Source organism: Ochrobactrum sp. PL_is501, assembly GCF_055816895.1.
In genome coordinates, this window is sequence record NZ_JBVPGR010000027.1 from 21,727 (window position 1) to 41,235 (window position 19,509).

21 protein-coding genes are annotated in these 19,509 nt (G+C 59.5%); 14 read left to right on the top strand and 7 right to left on the bottom strand.

What is annotated here, in order from left to right:
- The first annotated feature begins 191 nt into the window (after positions 1-191).
- Positions 192-665 (top strand): GNAT family N-acetyltransferase, encoded by a 474-nt coding sequence (locus AC0TOF_RS03375; RefSeq protein WP_473767225.1) that lies wholly within the window; start codon positions 192-194, stop codon positions 663-665.
- Positions 666-798: 133 nt separating this feature from the next.
- On the opposite strand, the gene AC0TOF_RS03380 is transcribed toward AC0TOF_RS03375, so the two are convergent.
- Genes AC0TOF_RS03380 through AC0TOF_RS03395 form a run of 4 tightly spaced genes read right to left on the bottom strand, consistent with a single transcriptional unit; the run spans position 799 to position 4,276 of the window.
- On the bottom strand, positions 799-1,401 hold the full coding sequence (locus AC0TOF_RS03380) for a hypothetical protein (protein WP_473767226.1): 603 nt from the start codon (positions 1,399-1,401) through the stop codon (positions 799-801).
- On the bottom strand, positions 1,398-2,756 hold the full coding sequence (gene fliI, locus AC0TOF_RS03385; RefSeq protein ID WP_122002739.1) for a flagellar protein export ATPase FliI: 1,359 nt from the start codon (positions 2,754-2,756) through the stop codon (positions 1,398-1,400). The genes AC0TOF_RS03380 and fliI overlap by 4 nt, the downstream gene beginning before the upstream one ends.
- Positions 2,753-3,484, bottom strand: a complete 732-nt coding sequence (gene flgF / locus AC0TOF_RS03390; RefSeq protein ID WP_122002738.1) for a flagellar basal-body rod protein FlgF — start codon at positions 3,482-3,484, stop codon at positions 2,753-2,755. The genes fliI and flgF overlap by 4 nt, the downstream gene beginning before the upstream one ends.
- Positions 3,485-3,487: 3 nt before the next feature.
- A complete protein-coding gene (locus AC0TOF_RS03395; protein WP_122002758.1) occupies positions 3,488-4,276 on the bottom strand; it encodes a DUF1217 domain-containing protein in 789 nt (262 codons plus the stop codon).
- A 147-nt stretch (positions 4,277-4,423) separates the two neighbouring features.
- On the opposite strand from AC0TOF_RS03395, the gene motA reads away from it, so the two are divergent.
- The 7 genes from motA (at position 4,424) to AC0TOF_RS03430 (ending at position 9,756) form a co-directional block, all read left to right on the top strand.
- A complete protein-coding gene (gene motA, locus AC0TOF_RS03400; protein ID WP_021585290.1) occupies positions 4,424-5,296 on the top strand; it encodes a flagellar motor stator protein MotA in 873 nt (290 codons plus the stop codon).
- Between the two features lies 1 nt (position 5,297).
- Positions 5,298-6,263, top strand: a complete 966-nt coding sequence (locus AC0TOF_RS03405) for a FliM/FliN family flagellar motor switch protein (protein ID WP_473767227.1) — start codon at positions 5,298-5,300, stop codon at positions 6,261-6,263.
- Positions 6,244-6,708, top strand: coding sequence for a BAB2_0123 family type IV secretion system effector (locus AC0TOF_RS03410; RefSeq protein WP_473767228.1), 465 nt, complete (start codon positions 6,244-6,246; stop codon positions 6,706-6,708). The genes AC0TOF_RS03405 and AC0TOF_RS03410 overlap by 20 nt, the downstream gene beginning before the upstream one ends.
- Complete coding sequence (gene fliN / locus AC0TOF_RS03415; protein ID WP_473767229.1) at positions 6,705-7,052, top strand: flagellar motor switch protein FliN; 348 nt, start codon at positions 6,705-6,707, stop codon at positions 7,050-7,052. The genes AC0TOF_RS03410 and fliN overlap by 4 nt, the downstream gene beginning before the upstream one ends.
- Positions 7,053-7,063: 11 nt before the next feature.
- Positions 7,064-8,119, top strand: coding sequence for a flagellar motor switch protein FliG (locus tag AC0TOF_RS03420; protein ID WP_473767230.1), 1,056 nt, complete (start codon positions 7,064-7,066; stop codon positions 8,117-8,119).
- A 13-nt stretch (positions 8,120-8,132) separates the two neighbouring features.
- Positions 8,133-9,203: a flagellar biosynthesis protein FlhB gene (gene flhB / locus AC0TOF_RS03425; RefSeq protein WP_473767231.1), complete on the top strand. Its 1,071-nt coding sequence runs from the start codon at positions 8,133-8,135 to the stop codon at positions 9,201-9,203.
- A gap of 124 nt (positions 9,204-9,327) precedes the next feature.
- Entirely contained in the window at positions 9,328-9,756 is a 429-nt protein-coding gene (locus tag AC0TOF_RS03430) for a hypothetical protein (protein WP_122002733.1), read from the top strand.
- Between the two features lie 104 nt (positions 9,757-9,860).
- Here AC0TOF_RS03430 and AC0TOF_RS03435 read toward each other — a convergent pair whose 3' ends face one another.
- Both AC0TOF_RS03435 and AC0TOF_RS03440 read right to left on the bottom strand, forming a co-directional pair.
- Positions 9,861-10,643, bottom strand: a complete 783-nt coding sequence (locus tag AC0TOF_RS03435) for a LuxR family transcriptional regulator (protein ID WP_122002732.1) — start codon at positions 10,641-10,643, stop codon at positions 9,861-9,863.
- Between the two features lie 243 nt (positions 10,644-10,886).
- The gene (locus AC0TOF_RS03440; protein WP_473767232.1) at positions 10,887-11,651 is read right to left on the bottom strand and encodes a TetR/AcrR family transcriptional regulator; all 765 of its coding nucleotides are present in this window, start codon (positions 11,649-11,651) and stop codon (positions 10,887-10,889) included.
- A gap of 124 nt (positions 11,652-11,775) precedes the next feature.
- Here AC0TOF_RS03440 and AC0TOF_RS03445 point away from each other — a divergent pair, with 124 nt between their 5' ends.
- The 6 genes from AC0TOF_RS03445 (at position 11,776) to AC0TOF_RS03470 (ending at position 19,105) form a co-directional block, all read left to right on the top strand.
- Complete coding sequence (locus tag AC0TOF_RS03445; protein WP_473767233.1) at positions 11,776-13,008, top strand: HlyD family secretion protein; 1,233 nt, start codon at positions 11,776-11,778, stop codon at positions 13,006-13,008.
- 91 nt (positions 13,009-13,099) lie between these two features.
- The gene (locus AC0TOF_RS03450; protein WP_473767234.1) at positions 13,100-14,677 is read left to right on the top strand and encodes a DHA2 family efflux MFS transporter permease subunit; all 1,578 of its coding nucleotides are present in this window, start codon (positions 13,100-13,102) and stop codon (positions 14,675-14,677) included.
- A 362-nt stretch (positions 14,678-15,039) separates the two neighbouring features.
- Positions 15,040-16,143 (top strand): ABC transporter substrate-binding protein, encoded by a 1,104-nt coding sequence (locus tag AC0TOF_RS03455; protein WP_473767235.1) that lies wholly within the window; start codon positions 15,040-15,042, stop codon positions 16,141-16,143.
- Positions 16,144-16,350: 207 nt separating this feature from the next.
- Complete coding sequence (locus AC0TOF_RS03460; protein ID WP_473767236.1) at positions 16,351-17,244, top strand: ABC transporter permease; 894 nt, start codon at positions 16,351-16,353, stop codon at positions 17,242-17,244.
- Positions 17,241-18,038 carry an ABC transporter permease gene (locus tag AC0TOF_RS03465; protein ID WP_473767237.1) on the top strand — a complete coding sequence of 266 codons (798 nt, stop codon included), beginning with the start codon at positions 17,241-17,243 and terminating at the stop codon, positions 18,036-18,038. The genes AC0TOF_RS03460 and AC0TOF_RS03465 overlap by 4 nt, the downstream gene beginning before the upstream one ends.
- 5 nt (positions 18,039-18,043) lie before the next feature.
- Complete coding sequence (locus AC0TOF_RS03470; RefSeq protein ID WP_473767238.1) at positions 18,044-19,105, top strand: ABC transporter ATP-binding protein; 1,062 nt, start codon at positions 18,044-18,046, stop codon at positions 19,103-19,105.
- Positions 19,106-19,275: 170 nt separating this feature from the next.
- On the opposite strand, the gene AC0TOF_RS03475 is transcribed toward AC0TOF_RS03470, so the two are convergent.
- Positions 19,276-19,509 (bottom strand): autotransporter outer membrane beta-barrel domain-containing protein (locus tag AC0TOF_RS03475; RefSeq protein WP_473767239.1); only part of this gene is annotated, 234 nt, incomplete at its 5' end.

Here is a 19,509-nt window from a genome sequence, read left to right on the forward strand (position 1 = left end):
ATCGTCAACGCGAACCGGGAGGTGCGACATGCTGAACAAGACAGAATTTGCCACGCTCGCTGGTTTTGGAACGCGCCAAGGCGCGACCGTTTAAAGCGTTTCCTATCGGCCAGCGGGCATCCTATCGAAACTTGGAGCGCCGTGCGTCCATCCGGACGCCCAACTCGTGCGCCTTACAGGAACCCACTGTCATGAAACAGAATGGACAGCCTCGCGCTGCAAACGATACCGCCGTGACCCTCGAACCGGTCAGGCAGGCAGATTACCCGCAGGTGATAGCCCTGCATCCTCATCCGCATCAGCAGGACTTTGTGGCCAGCAATGAGGAATCGCTGGAAGACGCTGAGGAGAACCCGGCCTGTGTTCCGCTCCTTATCCGGGCCGGAGGCGAGCCGGTCGGCTTTGCCATGTATGCCCTGGATGAAGACGATGGAAACTACTGGATCTATCGCCTCATGATCGACGCGCGCCATCAGGGCAAGGGCTATGGCCGCGCAGCCCTCAAGCAATTGCTGGGCCTGCTATCAGAACTGCCGGATTGCCCCTTCGTCATTCTCGGCCTTCAGCCGGGCAACGATGGCGCCCAGCGCCTCTATGAGCAGACAGGCTTCCGGATGACGGGAGAGGTGATCTGCGGCGAACGCATCATGAAATATGAGTTCTGATTAAAGCATTTCCAGCAAAAGTGCGAAGCGGTTTTGCGTTGGAAAATGCGACAAAACAAATAGTTAGAGCCTTTCCAACGGTTCAATTCAAACCGGACCGGAAACCGCCCTTGGCGGGGACCTGAAAAATGGCTTACGGCGTCTTCTGGATCACATCGCCGGACGACGTCGTAAGCTGCCATGTGCCCGCGCCGCGACCGATGGAAACAAGGCGGCTGCCATCGGGCAGCAGCGAGCCCTTTTCAACGAACCAGTAGCCGGATGTATCCTCGATCATCGCCATGCCGCCGACCACCTCGCGCAGCGCGAAAACCGGCTTGGGCATGGCCTGCCCGTCGCCGCCATCGCCGTCGCCGCCTGCACCTGTTCCCGGAAGACCCTTGCCGTTCGACATGACGGAACCCGTCATCGTATCGTCCACATCGGCGTTGGGCGCGACCTGTTCGGACGGGCGGAAGGACGGGAAGCGGCGCACCGTCTTCTGCTCCGAGCGGTCGAGCGGATCGATGATCTTGCGCTCCGCCTTTTCCGGCGCGCCCAGATCGGCGCGCTGCAAATAGGTGATGAAGGGCAGCATCGCGCTTCCCGCAGCAAGGGTGATGGCCGCGATCTTCAGATAGCGGTCCACCTTGCTTTGCGGCTTCTTCATGCCCTCCTGCCGTGCGGCGGCTTCCACCTCCGCCGTCAGGTCTGCAAGGAGTTTTTCTTCCTTTGTCTTGCGAAAGCCCGTCATCATGCGTGTTGCGCCTGTCTGTCGCCGCGCAGTGCCGCGGCAAGGTCGTTATAGGGATCGTCCGATAGGCCGGTTTCCGGCGATTGCTGCAAGGCATCATAGATACGCGGCACAAGGTCGACCGCCTGATCCAGAAGGCCGTCATGGCCTTTCTGGTAGGCGCCGATGGCGCGCAGATCGCGCGTTTCCTCGAAACGGGCGACCATGCTCCGCAACTGGCTGACCAGCTTGCGCTGTTCCGGCGTCCAGTTGTGCTTTGCAAGGCGCGAGACCGAACCCGGAATATCGACCGCCGGAAAGCGCCCCTGCGCAGCAATCGCGCGGTCGAGCACGATATGGCCGTCCAGCGTGCCGCGAATGGTGTCGGAAACCGGGTCGTTATGATCGTCACCATCGACCAGCACCGAATAGATGCCGGTGATGCTGCCGCCCGCTTCCGTGATGCCCGGTCCCGCGCGCTCCAGAAGGCGCGGCAGCTGACTGAAGACGCTTGGCGGATAGCCACGCGAAACCGGCGGCTCTTCCGCCGCGATCGCCACCTCGCGCGCGGCATGGGCAAAGCGCGTGACGGAATCGACGATCAGCAGGACATTATGGCCAAGGTCGCGGAAATATTCGGCAATGGCGGTCGCGGTGTTGGGCGCGAGGCGGCGCATCATCGGGCTTTCATCGCCCGTCGCAACCACCGTGATGGTCTTGTCGAGATGGCCGGCCATGGTTTCTTCCAGCATCTCGCGCACTTCGCGTCCGCGCTCGCCGGTCAGGGCCAGCACCACCGTGTCGAAATCCGCCGCGCGCGTCATCATGGCGAGCAGCGTCGACTTGCCGACGCCCGAACCCGCAAAGATGCCGATGCGCTGGCCGAAGCAGAGCGGCGTGAAAATATCGATGACATTGACGCCGGTCCGCAAACCGCGATCCACCCGCGCGCGGCGCAAGGCCGCCGGTGCAAGGCTCTCGGACGCCATGGGCCGCGTGCCGGGCTGCAAGGCTCCCTTGCCGTCAATCGGCTGGCCCAGCGCGTTGATGACGCGCCCGCGCCATTCCGGCGCCGGGCGGATATTGAGCGGCCCTTCCTCGAAAACCGCTGCGCCAAGCGAGGGAATGATGCGGTCGTCAAAGGGTTTTACCAGCACCTGCGCATCCGCCACCCGGATGATCTCGGCAAGGCACTGATTGCCTTGCGCATGGATCGCCACCGCATCGCCCAGCCGCGCATCGCGCGAAAGCCCGCGCACGGCAATCGCCGAACGCGACACATCGCTCACCGTTCCGCCAATGCCGGTGAGCGGCTTATGTGCCACCGACTGCTGGCGGGCAAAAGCGGCAAGACGGGAGAGCGGCAGGTCAGGCGTCATCCGTTTCTGGAGCCCAGCGTCTTGATGGCTTCGGAGACGGTGGTCTCCTGCTGCGCCAGCAGATTATTGACCTGCTCGAAGGCGCGGCTCACGCTGATGAGGCGGGTCATCTCCGTCATGGCATCGACATTCGACCCCTCGATCATGCCCTGCACGACGCCGACGCTGTTGTCATCGGCCACCGGCTGGGCGGGCTTGTTCGGGATCACGCCGGACGTCCCCGCATAGGTAAGGTCGGCATCGGCGGGAATGGTGAAGAGACCGATGGCGCCGATCTGCGCGCCATTCTGGTAGATCGCGCCGTCGCTCGAAATCTTCGGCGCGCCGCCAGCCGGATTGAGCACGATGGGCGCGCCGCCGACATCGAGAACCGGATGGCCGGTGACGGTGACGAGATCGCCCGTCGGCAGCATGTTCATGCGCCCGTCCCGCGTATAGATCTGGCCTTGCGGCGTGGAGACAGACATCCACACATCGCCCTTGACCGCGACATCCAGCGGATTGTCGGTCTTGATCATCGGGCCTGCCTCGGTGCGGATGAAGCTCTTGCCTGCGGTGGCAAAACTCACATCGTCGCTGGCCTTGCTCGAAACGATGGTTTCGAACTTGGTGCCCTCGCCCCGGAAGCCGACCGTGGAGACATTGGCGATGTTTTGGGCAATGGAATCCATCCGCCGTTCCAGCGTGATGAGCGAGGAAAGCCCGACATAGATCGAATTATTCTGCATCGCCTAGCGCCCGCCCGGCTTGAAGTTCTGCAAGGTGCTCAAGATGTCCATCGAAATGCCGACCGAAGACGTACCGCCCAGAAGCAGGGACGCAATCGACGCCGGGCTGCTCGCGGTCGGGTTGTTCATCTCATACATGGCGGTAAATCGGGAAATCAGCTTCGAGACATAATCGGGATCGGACATTTTGGTGAAGTCGATCTTGTCCTCGATCATCTTCGCCTGCTTGTCGATATCGGCATTGGATATCGAGGATGGCCAGCCGAAGGTCGTCTGGATCATCGATACCAGCGCCCTGTCGCCAAGGATTTCATAGGCATTGGTGATCGTCGGCGCCTTGCGCTGGAAATAGAGCGCCAGCCGCACGCCTTCATTCTGGCTTCCCGCTTCCGTCTCCAGCGTCTGGCGAACATATTTGTCCACGACGCCCTGCTGCGCAGCGGTGCTCTGGGTCGCCTCCGCGCCCTTGCCCGCAAAATCGAAGACGGTGGCAAATTCCTTGTAGCGCTTGTCGGTCAGCTTGTTGGCCATGGCATCGTCGCTCTTGATGCCTTCCGTCAATATCTTGCGCACGAACGCCTTGGCGAAGGCCATGTCCTCCAGGCCGAACGCCTTCATCGCATAATTATAAAGGCGGCTGTCGGCCATGAAATCATCGATGGATTTCACCTTGCCGATATTCTCCTTGTAGTAGGCGGTTTCCCGCTCCACCATCGGTTCCTTCGAAACACGCTGCAACGACCGCGCCATATTCGACGCGATCAGGCGATAGCTCGTCATCGTATCGACCATGCGCATGACCCCCTGCTGAAATTTACGCTCTTTATGAAAGGTCAAGCTTGTCCGAAGCTGGCCAAAGCTGGCTTCCCCAGACAAGGTTCGCGCAAGGCGCAGCGCTTAGGTTCCCTGCAAACAGAATGTAGGCGGGAGTCTCGAGCTTTGGGCATTATTGTCGGTCTTGTCATCACACTGGGCTGTATGCTGGGCGGCTTTATCGCCATGGGCGGACATGTCAGCGTGCTCATCCAGCCGTGGGAATTCGTCATCATTCTGGGTGCGGCACTCGGCACCTTCTTCATCGCCAACCCGTTTTCGCTGGTGAAGGACACGGGCCGCGCCTGCATGGAGGCATTCAGCAATGCCGTTCCCAAGCAGCGCGACTATCTCGACGTTCTGGGCGTGCTCTACAGCCTGATGCGCGAGCTGCGCGCCAAGTCGCGCAATGAAGTGGAAGTGCATATCGACAATCCGAAGGAATCGCCGATCTTCCAGGCTTATCCGAGCGTCTTGAAGAAAGAGGACCTCACCAATTTCATTTGCGATTATTGCCGCCTCATCATTGTCGGCAATGTGCGCTCGCATGAAATCGAGGCGCTGATGGACGAGGAAATCCACACCATCGCCCGCGACAAGCTCAAGCCCTATCACGCCATGGTCAGCATTTCCGAAGCGCTTCCGGCACTCGGCATCGTCGCCGCCGTGCTTGGCGTCATCAAGGCCATGGGCGCGCTGGACCAGTCGCCGGAGGTGCTGGGCCATCTGATCGGCGCCGCCCTCGTCGGCACCTTTGCCGGTATCTTCTTCTCCTACGGCGTCGTCGGCCCGATCGCAGCCAAGATCAAATCGACCCGCGAAAAGAACAATCGCCTCTATATCGTCGTGAAGCAGACGCTTCTCGCCTATATGAACGGCTCCCTGCCGCAGATCGCCGTGGAATATGGCCGCAAGACCATCTCCGCCTATGATCGTCCGACCATCGATGTGGTCGAGCAGGAAACCATGGCGAGCGCGCCGACCCAGCAGGCGGCATAAGATGACAACCCCCGAAACAGCCACATTGGGACAAAACCGCAAAACCGATGTTCTGGCCGAGAATGTGCTGCGCGCCGCAGGCCTTTCGGGCGATGACCTGAAATCGCTTGCCCATGTGTTCAAGGATGCCTCGACGCATTTCTGCGACCGGCTGAAACACGGCTGCGCTGCCGCATTCGACATTGAGGCGGGTCAGGTGGAAAGCATCGACGATGCCGCCTTTGGCGACATTCTCGACAAGGCGGCGATCATCGCGCCCTTGAAGGCCGAGCGCTGGGGCTGCACGCTTTATCTTGCCGCCGATGCCACGCTCGTTTTTTCCGTGATCGAAGCCATGTATGGCGCGCAGGGAAATCTCGGAATCGTCGACGAAGAACGCCCCTTCGGCATGCTGGAACAGAAGATTTCCGCGCTTCTGGCCGGTCATCTCGCCGGTTCGCTGGATCAGGTCTTTGCCGGAAGCGGACAAGCGAACGGCCAGGCGCTTTTTGCCGCCGGTGAATGCATCGATACCGCCGAATTCGACCGCGAGAATTTCGAGCGCTCGCGCCTTTTCGTCTGCCGCATCGATGTTACGGCCGCGGGCAAGACCGGGCAGGTGCATCTGCTTCTGCCGCGCAGCACGCACAAGCCGATGCAGGATGCCGTGGCAGCCTTTTTGCGCCGCCCGATGAACCAGGCCGATCCGAGCTGGGCGAAGAAGATGCGCCACGAAGTCAGCCGCGCGCGCATCGAACTCGAAGCCTTCATCCAGCAGGGATCGATGACGCTGGACGCCTTGTCGATGCTGGAAATCGGTCAGGTTCTGAAACTGCCTGCCGACGCCATGCAGCAGGTGCGCCTGCGCGCTGGCGACCAGCAACTTTTCAAGTGCACGCTCGGCAAATCGGGCATTCATTTCACAGTCAAGGTCGGCGACCCCGTCAATCAGGAAGAGGATTTCATCGATGAGCTTGTTGCTGGCTAACGTGCTTTCCACATTGATGGCTCTTGCATCGCTTGGCGCGCTCATCGTGGTGGGCCGCAAGGCCAACGAGACGATCAAGCTCGGCAAGATATTGGCGCTGCGCATTGCTGCCGCCTCCAACGGGCTGGAGCGCGCCGTCAAGGCGATCCAGAGCGAGCGCGCCGATCTTGGCACTGCTTTGGCTGACGAAAACACCAAGCTTGAAGCCCGTCTTGCCGAAACGCAGCGCGTGCGCCGCGAAATGGAAGAGGCAATCGAGGAGCTGACCCGGCTGCGCAAGGCGCTGACCCGCGACATACGCCACGCGCGCAACGTCGCCGACAGCGCACGCACCGAAGACAGGATCGCCACCGAACAATCGCTTCCGAAGGAAAAGAACGCACTGCCGGTTTTCGTGCGTCGCGCGGTCCGTAAAGCTACCGTAGATCTCGCAGGCCAGGCATGAGCGCGGACAATAAGGAAAAGAACATGCAGCAGGAACTGGACGAAGCCATTGAGGAACTGCGCGAGGAAAAGCCGCGCAGCGTCCAGAAAGGTCCATCCAAGCCCAATCTCGAACTCATCATGGGCATTCCCGTCGATGTGCAGGTGGTTCTTGGCGGCACGACCATGCCGGTCGCCAATCTGATGAAGCTTGGTCGCGGCGCGGTCATCACCCTCGACAAGCAGATCGGCGATCCGGTCGATATCGTGGTCAATGGCCGCGTCATCGCGCGTGGCGAAGTGATCGTTTTGGAAGACGATTCCTCGCGTTTCGGCGTCAGCCTCACCGAAATCATCGGCAAGTAACGGACGTGACCATGGCCGACAATGAACAGCAGGCGCTTGCGGAAGACATGGAAGGCGGCGCGACCGGCCTCGTCGATACGCTGACCGGCCCGCAAAAGGCGGCGGCGATCCTCGTTGCCATCGGACGGCCTGCCGCCGCGCGTCTTCTCAAGCATTTCAATGCCGAGGACCTGCGCAAGCTTGCCGGTCATGCCCGCACGCTGGAGCCGATTTCACCGCTCGATTTCGAGCAGCTCGTCAAGCAGTTCGAGGATTCCTTTGCCGAAGGCGCTCCGGTTTCGGAAGCTGCCCAGCGCTTCGAAGGCCTGCTGCGCGAAGCGCTACCGCAGGAAGAGGTCGATGCGGTTCTCGAAGACCGTGTCCAGCCGCAGCTCGTTCAGGAATCGGTCTGGGTGCAGCTCGCACGCCTGCCGGTGGAAAGCCTGCAAGCCTATCTGACCGACCAGCATCCGCAGATCATCGCCTATATCGTGTCGAAGCTGCCGTCCGACCTTGCAGCCCGCCTGTTCGTCGTCCTGCCGCCGCAGTTGCGCAATGCCGTCGTGCAGCGCTCGCTCCATATCGGCAATGTGGCGCCAGCGGCGGTGGAACTTCTGGAAGACGTGCTGCGGCGCGACCTTCTGGGCCGCAGCGATTCCGGTCCGGTCAAGGCGCATCACGGCCAGATCGCCAACATCTTCAACCAGCTCGACAGAAGCGAGATGGAAGAACTGATGGCGAGCCTCGAAGACCTCAACCGCGACGATCTCAACCGCATCAAGGCCAAGCTCTTCACCTTCGAAGACATTGAACGCCTGTCGCAGCGCGCGCGCCTGCTGCTCTTCGATGAAGTGCAGACGGAACAGATCGCAACCGCACTGCGTGGGGCCGACACAAGGCTTCAGGAACTGGTTCTCTCCTCGCTCTCGACCCGTGGCCGACGCATGGTGGAAACCGAGCTTGGCGCCGAGCAGGGCAACATCACCGCGCAGAACATCGCCGATGCGCGCCGCACGATAGCCCGTATCGCCATCGATCTTTCCGAGCGCGGTATCATCACCCTCGACGCAAGCGAAGCTTCGTCCTGATTTCGTGTGACCCATGGCAGATGATGCTGACAAGGAAAGCAAAACAGAAGAAGCTACCGAGCAGAAGATCCGCGACGCCTTGGAAAAGGGCAACATGCCCTTTTCCCGCGAAACGCCGATCCTCGCCGGTATTGCTTCCTTTCTGATTATCGCTGTCTTTGTCGCGGGACCTGCCACCACGAAGCTGGCTGTCTTCCTGCGCGAGCTGATCGACCGTCCCGAAGACTGGCTCCTCAACAGCGCGGAAGATGCAAGCCGTCTGTTCGGTGTGCTGGCGCTGGCTGTCGGCGCAGCGCTGGTGCCGGTTTTCATCATCATCCCGCTTGCCGGTATTGCAGCCTCCGCATTCCAGAATGCGCCGCGCTTCGTTGGCGAACGCATCCGCCCGCAGGCATCGCGCATATCCCCGCTCAAGGGCTGGCAGCGGATTTTCGGGCGCGCCGGTCAGGTCGAATTTCTCAAGTCGCTGGCGAAATTCCTGGCGGCGAGCGTCATCGTCTTTATCGTCTTCTTCAGCGGCAACAGCCTTTTCACCGATGCGGTCGCCTCCGATCCGAGCGCCCTGCCGGAATTTCTGCGCGAGAACATGGTGCGCCTGCTCGTCGCCAATGTTCTGGCGATTACTGCAATCGCCGGTTTCGACCTTGCCTGGTCACGCATTCACTGGCGGCAGGAACTGCGCATGACTAGGCAGGAAGTGAAAGACGAGCTGAAGCAGTCGGAAGGCGATCCGCTGGTCAAGTCGCGCCTGCGCTCATTGGGCCGCGACCGTGCGCGCCGTCGCATGATCAACACCGTGCCGACGGCAACGCTCATTGTCGCAAATCCGACTCATTTTTCCGTAGCACTGCGCTACAAGCCTGAGCAGGATGCCGCTCCGGTCGTCGTGGCAAAGGGGCAGGATCTGATCGCTCTGAAGATAAGGGAGATCGCCGCACAGCATTCCATCCCGATATTCGAGGATGTTCCGCTGGCGCGCGCGCTCTATAAACAGGTCAATGTCGACCAGATGATAGCACCGGAATTCTACAAGGCCGTGGCCGAACTGATCCGGGTCATCAATACGCGGCATGCATTACATTAGAGCATGTCTCCCAAAAGTGGGAACCGGTTTTGGGAGTAAGACATGCATAAGAACAAATGGATAGCCATGATATTTATATGTTTCAGAACAGTGGCAGCCTGTTCCCCAGATTGGCGGTGAGACCATGAAAAGCTTGCAATTCTCCAACGAGCGCGAGGCGATCATTGCCGGGAACCTGCGCGAAGTCGCAACCGACCTTCGTCTGGTCGATCCGGCGGACTACATTGCCTTCATACGCTGCGAGCTTTTTGCCAATATCGCCGATATTGTCAGTTCGGCGACCGAGCTTTACTTCTTTCCCGGCACGCTGGAGCTCGGCCATGGCGGGGAATATCGCTGCGACTGGCAGTCGCCGCCTGCCATCGTGCTGGACATGGAGTTTCGCAATCAGGGCGTCTATGCCTATTTTCGGCTGACGCTGACCGACAAGACGGCGGGGATCGAACTGAACCACATCGCTTTCGAGGATGCGGACGAGGACCCGGCCAAGAACACGGCAAGGCTCGCCAACGCCTTCGACGCCGCCCGCCTGCCGCTTCGAAAACGGGCCTGAAGCGGTTCCCTTTTCGGGAAACATCTCGCCGATTTTCGCGACAATATGTTTAAATACCGGATGCATGAAAGCATCCGGTATTTTTTCTTCACGCAGCCGCAGGATCAGCTCAGATGATGCGTTTCCGGCATTTCGATCAGGCCCAGCGATAGCGCTGTCGCCACGGCCGAAGTACGGTTGGAGCAGTTGAGCTTGATCTTCGCGTTCTGGAGATAAGTCACGACAGTCCAGCGGGCGATGTTCAGAATTTCCGCAATCTCGCCGTCTGTCTTGCCGTTTGCCGCCCAGCGCAGGCAGTCGATTTCACGCGGGGTCAGAAGACTTGAGACCGTAGCGATATCCTTGCAGTCGCACAGGGAGGAATGAATGATCCCGGACAGGCTCAGCAGGCGCGGACGAAGCTTGGCCACGAACTGCTCGCGATCCTCGTCGGGGCTGATCTCGAAGCTGAACAGGGAACAGCCGGGCGCACCTTTCTGGCTACGGGCAGAGACGGCAATAAAAATATTGCCCAATCCGTGCTTTTCCGCATCCTGCAGCATTTCAGCGACGGCGGGGCACTCGTCGGCTTCTTCCTGAAGGTCACGAACGATGCCGCTGACATCATCCTTGAAATAGGGCGAGTCTTCCCGAAAGATCGGATCGATGACGAAATAGTTCTTGGTCGAGTAGCGCGCCGCCCAGTTGGAAGGCACGGTCATCACAACAGTGAGGTCGGAGGCATTGGTTTTCGCGCAATCGCCCATCCGTCCGCGATAAGTGTGCAGGATGTGGCGACAGCCGATTTCGTCGCGAATTCTTGTCAGCAGGGCCAGTGTATCGCTCTGGAATGATGTTCCAAAAAATGTCTTCTTAAAATTCGGAAAATGGATCAGATCGAGTGTCATTATAATAATGTCCTTGGTGCTGGCGGGCGATTTTAACCTTATTCTAGAGAAGGCGAATCGTCGCCTGAAGCCATTCAATCTTTTTAATAAGTGACAAAAAAAACAGGGCTTTTGACAACCCACAATTAATCGATGGCAAAGAATTGCACATAAAACCCGCGCCAAAATATGGCTCAATTGAGAACATAATTGGTTCGGCGGTAAAGTTTTCTTGAGTACGAGGCCCCGAGCGCCCCGACTGTTCTATTTCAGAACAACTTCGTTCTCAGTGCCATAAGCGCGGTAGAAGAAATCGACGGCAAGCTCGACATTGTTGCGAATCGTCTCTGCCGATGGCGGCTCCGACAGGGCGCCAAACAGGCGGGGTCTGTAGAGGCTGGACAGGAACAGATCAGAAAGCTGGTAGGCCATCCGCTCGGTATCAAACGGCTTGAGCTGGCCATTTTTGATCATCCGCTGGAGATATTCGGACATGACCACGAGGCTGCGCTTCGGGCCGCGTTCGTAAAACCGCGCGGCAAGCTCCGGCTTGCGGTCGCTCACGCCCAGCACGATCCGCTGGGCGCGGATAGCGCTGGAGGACGTAATGAGCGTCACAAGCGCCACGCCGAAATCGATCAGTTCCTGACGGTTCTCGAAACCGCTGTCGAGCTTGTCGATCAGCTCGCTGAACATCGTGTGGCGATAATGCTCGCACAAGGCAACGAAGAGATCTTCCTTGCTGTTGAAGTAAACGTAGATCGTTCCCTTCGACACGCCAGCCTCACGCGTGATGTCGTTCATGCTGGCGGCATCAAACCCCATGCGCAGGAATACGTTCTGGGCACCTTCGAGAATCTGGCGGCGCTTTGCAGGGTCCTGGCCAGCGCCGAGCCGCGTGCGACCGCATTCCGTTTCGGTGCAGGACGATTTGCCATCGCCGGGACGGCCGACATCTTTCTCATCATGCCGGTTCCGGTCATGCTCTATCGTATCTGCTGGCCCTTTGGTGTTGCGATCGGGTTTCATTCTTCGAGACTCATAATTTTTTCGAACCAATCGGTTCGATATCCTCTTGATATGCGCATCTTATTGATCTATGTCAACATCGAACCGAGCGGTTCAATCCGAAGGATGTGCAGAAAGTTTTCCTATGTCCGCCCCGAAGTCCGTTGATAAGGCCGATATTCATCCGTTCCCCAACGCCAAGAACTTCGCCTCGGCGACCCAGCCGGCGACGAATGAGGCACCGCTGAGCGAGAGATCGCAGCCCCATACCGTCCCCAACCCGCAGGAAGCCGCTCCCGGGGAAACCGCCAAGGGAGGCAAGAAGAAAGGCTTCGGCAAACGCGTCCTGCTGCCCGGCATTCTGACGGTCGCGGTCGCAGGCGGCCTGTGGTTCGCCTATGACTGGTGGACGGTCGGACGTTTCATGGTTTCGACCGACGACGCCTATGTGCACGGCGATATTGCCTCCATCGCGCCGAAGGTCACCGGCTATATCGAAAATATCCCCGTGGTTGCCAACCAGCAGGTCAAGGCTGGCGATGTGATCTTCCAGCTCGACGCGGGCGACTACAAGATCGCGCTCGATGAGGCCGAAGCGAAGCTTGCGACCCAGAAGCAGACGCTCATCCGCATCAAGGCGCAGACCGACGCCGCGGGGACCGTGCTCCAGCAGGCCAATGCCGACAAGCAGGCCGCAACCGCGGTCCTGACCAATGCGCAGAATACGATTGCGCGCGTGCAGAAACTGCACCAGACGCGTTTCGTCGCCCAGGCCGAACTGGACACGGCCCAGTCCTCGCTGGATCAGGCTCGCGCCAAGGTCGCAGGCAGCGATGCGCAGATTGCATCTGCGAAGGCCAATATCGAAGTGCTCAACGCCCAATATAGCGAAGCGGAAAGCACGGTGAAATCGCTGGAACTTGCTCGCGACAAAGCTGCCCGCGACCTGTCCTTCACCACCTTGCGCGCGCCGTTTGACGGCGTGATCGGCAATCTTGCCGGCAAGAAGGGCGATCTCGTTTCGCCGGGCCAGAAGATCGCCGCGCTCGTCCCGGTCAACGAGCTTTATATCGACGCGAATTTCAAGGAAACACAGCTCGCAAGCATCAAGACCGGCGAGACCGCGCATATTTATGTCGACGCCCTTGACGGCACGAAGTTCGACGGCAAGGTCGCATCCATCGCTCCGGCTTCAGGTGCCGTGTTCTCGCTGCTGCCACCGGAAAATGCCACCGGCAACTTCACCAAGATCGTGCAGCGCGTGCCCGTGCGCATCATGATCCCGAAGGAAGCGCTGGAATCCGGCAAGATTCGCGCGGGCCTCAGCGTCGTGGTCGATATCGATACGCGCACGGCGCCCGGCGAAAAGGCCGACTGATCGAGACCTGTGGGCTGACATGAAATAACAGATGGCGGCGCGCTGAAACGGATTTCGCGCGCCTTTCTCTTTCATTCCGGAGTGCGCCGTCATGGCCGCAGACACGACGATGGGGCCCTTGACCCCGGCAGATGACCGCATCGACCCGAAGAAGGCCATCGGCTTTCTGGCCATGGTGTTCGGCATGTTCATGGCGATCCTGGACATCCAGATCGTCTCGGCTTCGCTTGCCGAAATCCAGGCGGGCCTGAGCGCCAGTTCCGATGAAATTTCCTGGGTCCAGACCTCCTATCTGATCGCGGAAGTCATCATGATTCCGCTGTCAGGCTTCCTTGGCCGCCTGTTGTCGACGCGCGTGCTCTTCACCTTTTCGGCTGCGGGCTTCACCCTTGCCAGCATGCTCTGCGCGACGGCGACGAACATCGAGCAGATGATCGTCTACCGCGCCATCCAGGGCTTCATCGGCGGCGGCATGATCCCCAGCGTGTTCGCAGCCGCCTTCACCATCTTCCCCCCGTCCAAGCGCTCCATCGTCTCGCCAATGATCGGCCTTGTGGCGACGCTCGCCCCCACCATCGGCCCGACCATCGGCGGTTATCTCAGCCACGCTTTTTCCTGGCACTGGCTGTTTCTGGTCAATGTCGGCCCCGGCATTCTCGTCACCATCGCCGCATGGAACCTGATCGACTTCGACGAAGGCGACAGTTCACTCCTGAGCAAGTTCGACTGGTGGGGCCTGATCGGCATGGGTGCGTTCCTCGGCTCCATGGAATATGTGCTGGAGGAAGGCCCGCGCAACGACTGGCTGCAGGACGACGCGATCTTCTTCCTTTCCATCGTCATGGTCGTCGGCGGCATCGTCTTCTTCTACCGGGCGTTTACGGCGGAGCAGCCCATCGTGGATTTGCGCGCCTTCAGGAATGTCAATTTCGCCTTCGGCTCGCTCTTCTCCTTTGTCATGGGCGTTGGCCTCTACGGCCTTACCTATCTCTATCCGCTCTATCTGAGCAGCGTGCGCGGCTATGACGCCCTGATGATCGGCAAGGCGCTGTTTGTCAGCGGTCTCGCCATGTTCTTCACCGCGCCGGTTGCCGGTTTCCTGTCCAACCGGATGGACCCGCGCCTGATGATGATGATCGGCTTCCTCGGCTTTGCCGCCGGAACCTGGCTGGTAACCGGCCTCACCGCCGACTGGGATTTCTATGAATTGCTGCTGCCGCAGATTCTGCGCGGCTGTTCGCTGATGCTGTGCATGGTGCCGATCAACAATCTGGCGCTCGGCACGCTTCCGCCCTCCCTGTTGAAGAACGCGTCCGGCCTGTTCAACCTGACACGCAATCTGGGCGGCGCTGTCGGCCTTGCCGTCATCAACACGATCCTGACCCGGCGCGGCGACATGCATTATGAGCGGCTGGCCGAACATGCCCGCTGGGGCAATGCCGAAGCGGAAAGGATGATCGCCAATCTGACCGCCAAATATAATGCGGCGGGTCTGGACGGCGCGACCATCGCCATTTCCAAGCTTTCCGGCATGGTGCGCCAGCAGGCGACCCTCCTGTCCTTCATCGACGTGTTCTTTATCCTCACGATGATGTTCTGTTCGCTTGCCGTCTGCGCCATCATGCTGCGCAAGCCCAAGCAGGTTGCCGGTGGAGGCGGAGGGCATTAGGCCCCCGCCTCCAGCTTCATACGAAACCTGAGGGTTTTCATTCTCATTTCGGAAATTTTCGTTTATCCCCTCGCATACGGCATCGATGCCGCACCGGGACAAACCCTTGTCGCACAGGGAAAAGCGTCTTGCAGTTTTATGACAATCGCGAATTCTCTGTCACAATTCCTGTCATAAAAATGCCGCTCCCGCAAACGGATGAATTGCTAAGTCTCTGAAAACGTGTTTCACTTTCCGTCGCTGGCAGTTTGTGACAAGCCACAAACTGTCATCCAACCGTCATACAGGGCGGGTATCGGGAATGCGCGAGCACCGGAATCGACCCGGGGCGTTCGCCGGACCTTAAACAGGGGAGTCAAACAATGCTTAGCTACACAGCGCGTCTGCTGTCGCTTTCGACGGCGATCGCCGTTGCCGGAGTTTCCATCGCCGCTGCCGAGCCGTCAGCCGAACTGATCGCCGCCGCCAAGGCAGAAGGCGAACTGACCACCATCGCACTCCCGCATGACTGGTGCGGCTATGGCGGAATCATCCAGAGCTTCAAGGACAAGTATGGCCTCAAGGTCAACGAACTGAACCCGGACGCCGGTTCGGGCGATGAAGTCGAAGCCATCAAGGCCAACAAGGACAACAAGGGTCCGCAGGCTCCTGACGTCATCGACGTCGGCTTTGCCTTTGGCGCTTCTGCCAAGAAGGATGCCCTCATCCAGCCTTACAAGGTCGCAACCTGGGACGAAATTCCGGATAGCGCCAAGGATCCGGAAGGCTACTGGTACGGCGATTATTACGGCGTTCTGGCTTTCGAAGTGAACAAGGACATCGTCAAGGACGTGCCCACCGACTGGGAAGACCTGCTCAAGAGCGACTATGCGAACTCCGTCGCGCTTGCAGGTGATCCGCGCGTTTCCGCACAGGCCATTCTCGGCGTTCATGCCGCCGGTATCGCCCGTGGCGGCGAGCCGGGCGAAGCCGCAGGCAAGAAAGGCCTTGAATTCTACAAGGAACTGAATGCCAACGGCAATTTCGTTCCGGTCATCGGCAAGGCCGCTTCTCTGGCGCAGGGTTCGACCCCTATCGTCATCCGCTGGGACTATAACGCGCTCGCCGACCGCGACACGCTCAAGGGCAATCCGGAAGTCGAAACCGTCATTCCGAAGTCGGGCGTCATCGCCGGCGTCTATGTTCAGGCGATCAGCGCCTACGCACCGCATCCGAACGCTGCGAAGCTTTGGATGGAGCACATCTATTCGGATGAAGGTCAGCTCGGCTATCTGAAGGGCTATTGCCACCCGATCCGCTTCAACGCGATGGCGAAGGCCGGCAAGATCCCGCAGGAACTGCTCGACAAGCTGCCGCCGGCAGCAGCCTATGAAAAGGCTATCTTCCCGACCCTGGAGCAGATCGAGGCCGCGCAGACCACGATCACCAAGGAATGGGATAGCGTCGTGGGCGCAAACGTCCAGTAAGGACCGCGAGCGCCGGGCTCGTGCCTGTCGCATCGAACACATATCGCGTCGGCCTTACACGGTCGGCGCGATATCAAAGGGTTCACACTCAGGCACTTTATTGATTGCCTGACACCGAATGACAGCCCTTGCTGATCGCATAAATAAAACAAAAAGTTGGAACGATTCAGTTCCGTTCTGCGGGAACCCGGTCTAAAGAAAGAGCGCATGAGTGCAGTAGCAGAAACAAACGTCCCCAGCAGCGGGGCGCGCAAACGCCAGCTTCCGTTGTCCTGGCTTGGCGTGACACCGTTTTTCATCTTCGCCATTCTGTTCCTGATCTGGCCGACGATGTATCTCATCATCGGCGCGTTTCAGGACCCGGCAGGCAACTTCACGCTCCAGAACATCTACGATCTGTTCCAGCCGCAAATCATGAGCGCCTACTGGATATCGATCAAGGTCAGCCTTGCATCGGCCATTGGCGGCGCGATCATCGGCTTCTTTCTCGCCTGGGCGGTCGTCCTCGGCAATCTGCCGCCATGGCTGCGCCCGACGGTGCTGACCTTTTCCGGCGTGGCGTCGAACTTTGCGGGCGTGCCGCTGGCCTTCGCCTTTCTGGCGACACTGGGACGAACCGGCTTCGTGACCATTCTGCTCAGGGAATGGTTCGGCTTCAATCTCTACTCGACCGGCTTCAACCTGCTCTCCTTCTTCGGGCTGACGCTGACCTATCTGTTCTTTCAGATACCGCTGATGGTGCTGATCCTGACGCCTGCGCTCGATGGCCTGAAAAAAGAATGGCGGGAAGCCTCGTCCATTCTGGGCGCGACCACAGCCCAATATTGGCGCATGGTGGCCTTCCCGATCCTGTGGCCGAGCCTGCTCGGCACAACGCTTCTGCTGTTCGCCAATGCCTTTGGCGCCATCGCAACCGCCTATGCCTTGACGGGTTCCTCGCTCAACATCGTGCCTATCCTGCTTTATGCCCAGATTCGCGGCGACGTTCTGCATAACCAGAACCTCGGCTATGCGCTGGCGCTCGGCATGATCGTCATTACCGGTGTTTCCAACCTCATCTATATCTGGCTGCGCATGCGCGCCGAGAGGTGGCAGCGATGAAAGGCTTCAAGGCTCAAAAAATTGGAGCGTGGGTCGCTTTCCTGATCGGGGCGATCTACTTCCTCGTGCCCCTGATCGGCACATTCGAATTCTCGCTGCGCATGCGGCGCGGCGAATATTCCTTCGATGCCTATCGGGTCGTGTTCGCCGATCCGAACTTCCAGGCGACCTTCGGCTATTCAATCCTGCTTGGCCTGCTGACCATCATATTCGGTGTGTTGCTGGTGGTGCCGACTGCCTATTGGGTGCGCCTGCGCCTGCCGCAATTGCGCCCCGTGATGGAATTCATCACGCTGATGCCGCTGGTCATTCCGGCGATCGTCATCGTGTTCGGTTATCTGCGCATCTACAACTCGTCGTCATGGCTGCCGTTCACGGCGTCAACACGGGCAACCGACGTGCTTTTGATGTTCGGCTATATGACGCTGTCGCTGCCCTATATGTACCGCGCCGTCGATACGGCGATGCGCACCATCGACGTCACGACGCTGACGGAAGCCGCGCAAAGCCTCGGCGCAGGCTGGGGACGCATCATGTTCAAGGTGATTTTCCCGAACGTGATTTCCGGCGTGATGAGCGGCGCCTTCATCACATTCGCCATCGTCATCGGCGAATTCACGCTGGCCTCGCTTTTGAACCGCCCTGCCTTCGGCCCCTATTTGCAGCTGGTCGGCGCAAACCGCGCCTACGAACCGTCAGCGCTGGCGATCATTTCGTTCGGCATCACGTGGCTCAGCATCATCATGCTGCAACTCGTTTCACGCCTCAATAAATTCAAAACAACCGCCGGGTAACATTCATGGCTTTTCTCAATATCAAGCACCTGAAAAAGAGCTTTGGCGCCAATACCGTCGTCCACGACTTCAACCTTGCCGTGGAAAAGGGCGAATTCGTTTCCTTCCTCGGTCCATCGGGCTGCGGCAAGACAACCGTTCTGCGCATGATCGCCGGTTTCGAGACGCCCGACAGCGGCGCGATTGAAATCAACGGCAAGGATGTGGTGGACCTCAAGCCCAACCAGCGCAATATCGGCATGGTGTTTCAGGCCTATGCGCTGTTTCCCAATATGACGGTTGCGCAGAATGTCTCGTTCGGCCTGCGCGTCGCCGGAAAGCCAAAGGCGGAAATCGACGCCACGGTGAAGGAAATGCTGGGCCTCATCCGTCTCGACCATCTGGCGGGTCGTTATCCCTATCAGATGTCCGGCGGCCAGCAGCAACGCGTCGCGCTTGCGCGTGCGCTCGCCACCAAGCCGCAGGTTCTCCTGCTTGACGAGCCGCTATCGGCGCTGGATGCGAAAATCCGCATCTCCCTGCGCGAGGAAATCCGCGCCATCCAGCAGAAGCTCGGCATTACGACCGTCTTCGTCACCCATGATCAGGAAGAAGCGCTGTCGATATCCGACCGCATCGTGGTCATGCACGAAGGCCGCGCCGATCAGATCGGCTCGCCTTTCGACATCTATAACCGCCCGGCCTCGCGCTTCGTGGCGTCCTTCGTCGGCACGCTCAACATGCTGGAGGCCTCGGTCAGCGAACCGGGCCAGAACAGCATCGATCTCGACGGGCGCACCATCACCGTGCAGGAAAAGCTCGACCATCATCCGAAGGGGAAGCCGCTGACGCTTGCCTTGCGCCCGGAAGCTGTCAGCCTCGAAGCCCGCAAGAGCCATGACACCTCACTGGATGCAACCATCGAGGACGTGCATTTCCTCGGCTCCGTCATCCGTACGCGTGTGGCATTGGGCAAGAACCGCCTGTCGTTCGACGCGTTCAACGACCCGACCCAGCCACCGCCGCAGCGCGGCGACAAGGTGACGGTGCATTTCGCCTCGCACGATCTGCTGGTATTGGCGGATTAGAGCGCATCCCGAAAAGTGTGAAACCGTTTTCGGACAGGATACGGCCCGCTTCAGTTCAGCCTTTGCATCGCAGTTCACATATGAGGCATTTGGCGGAACGTGCCGATTGTTCAGACAACAAAGCCCCGGCTGGAACCGGGGCTTTGCTTTTTGGAAGGCGGGTTTGCGCCTTACCACTTGACCTTGAAGCCGACGGTGCCCTTGAGGGCGTAGCTGTCGGCGAAGTGGTTGAGCGCGGTGTTGATCGAGCCTTCGCCATAGACGGCATATTTGTTGTCGGCCCAGGCATAGGTACCGCCAGCGCCGATGCCGCCCCAGGTCCGGTCATTGTCGGTGTCAAAATCGACGCCCGCCACATTGACCGACGATCCACCCAGCATCTCCTGATAGAGATTGGCAATGCC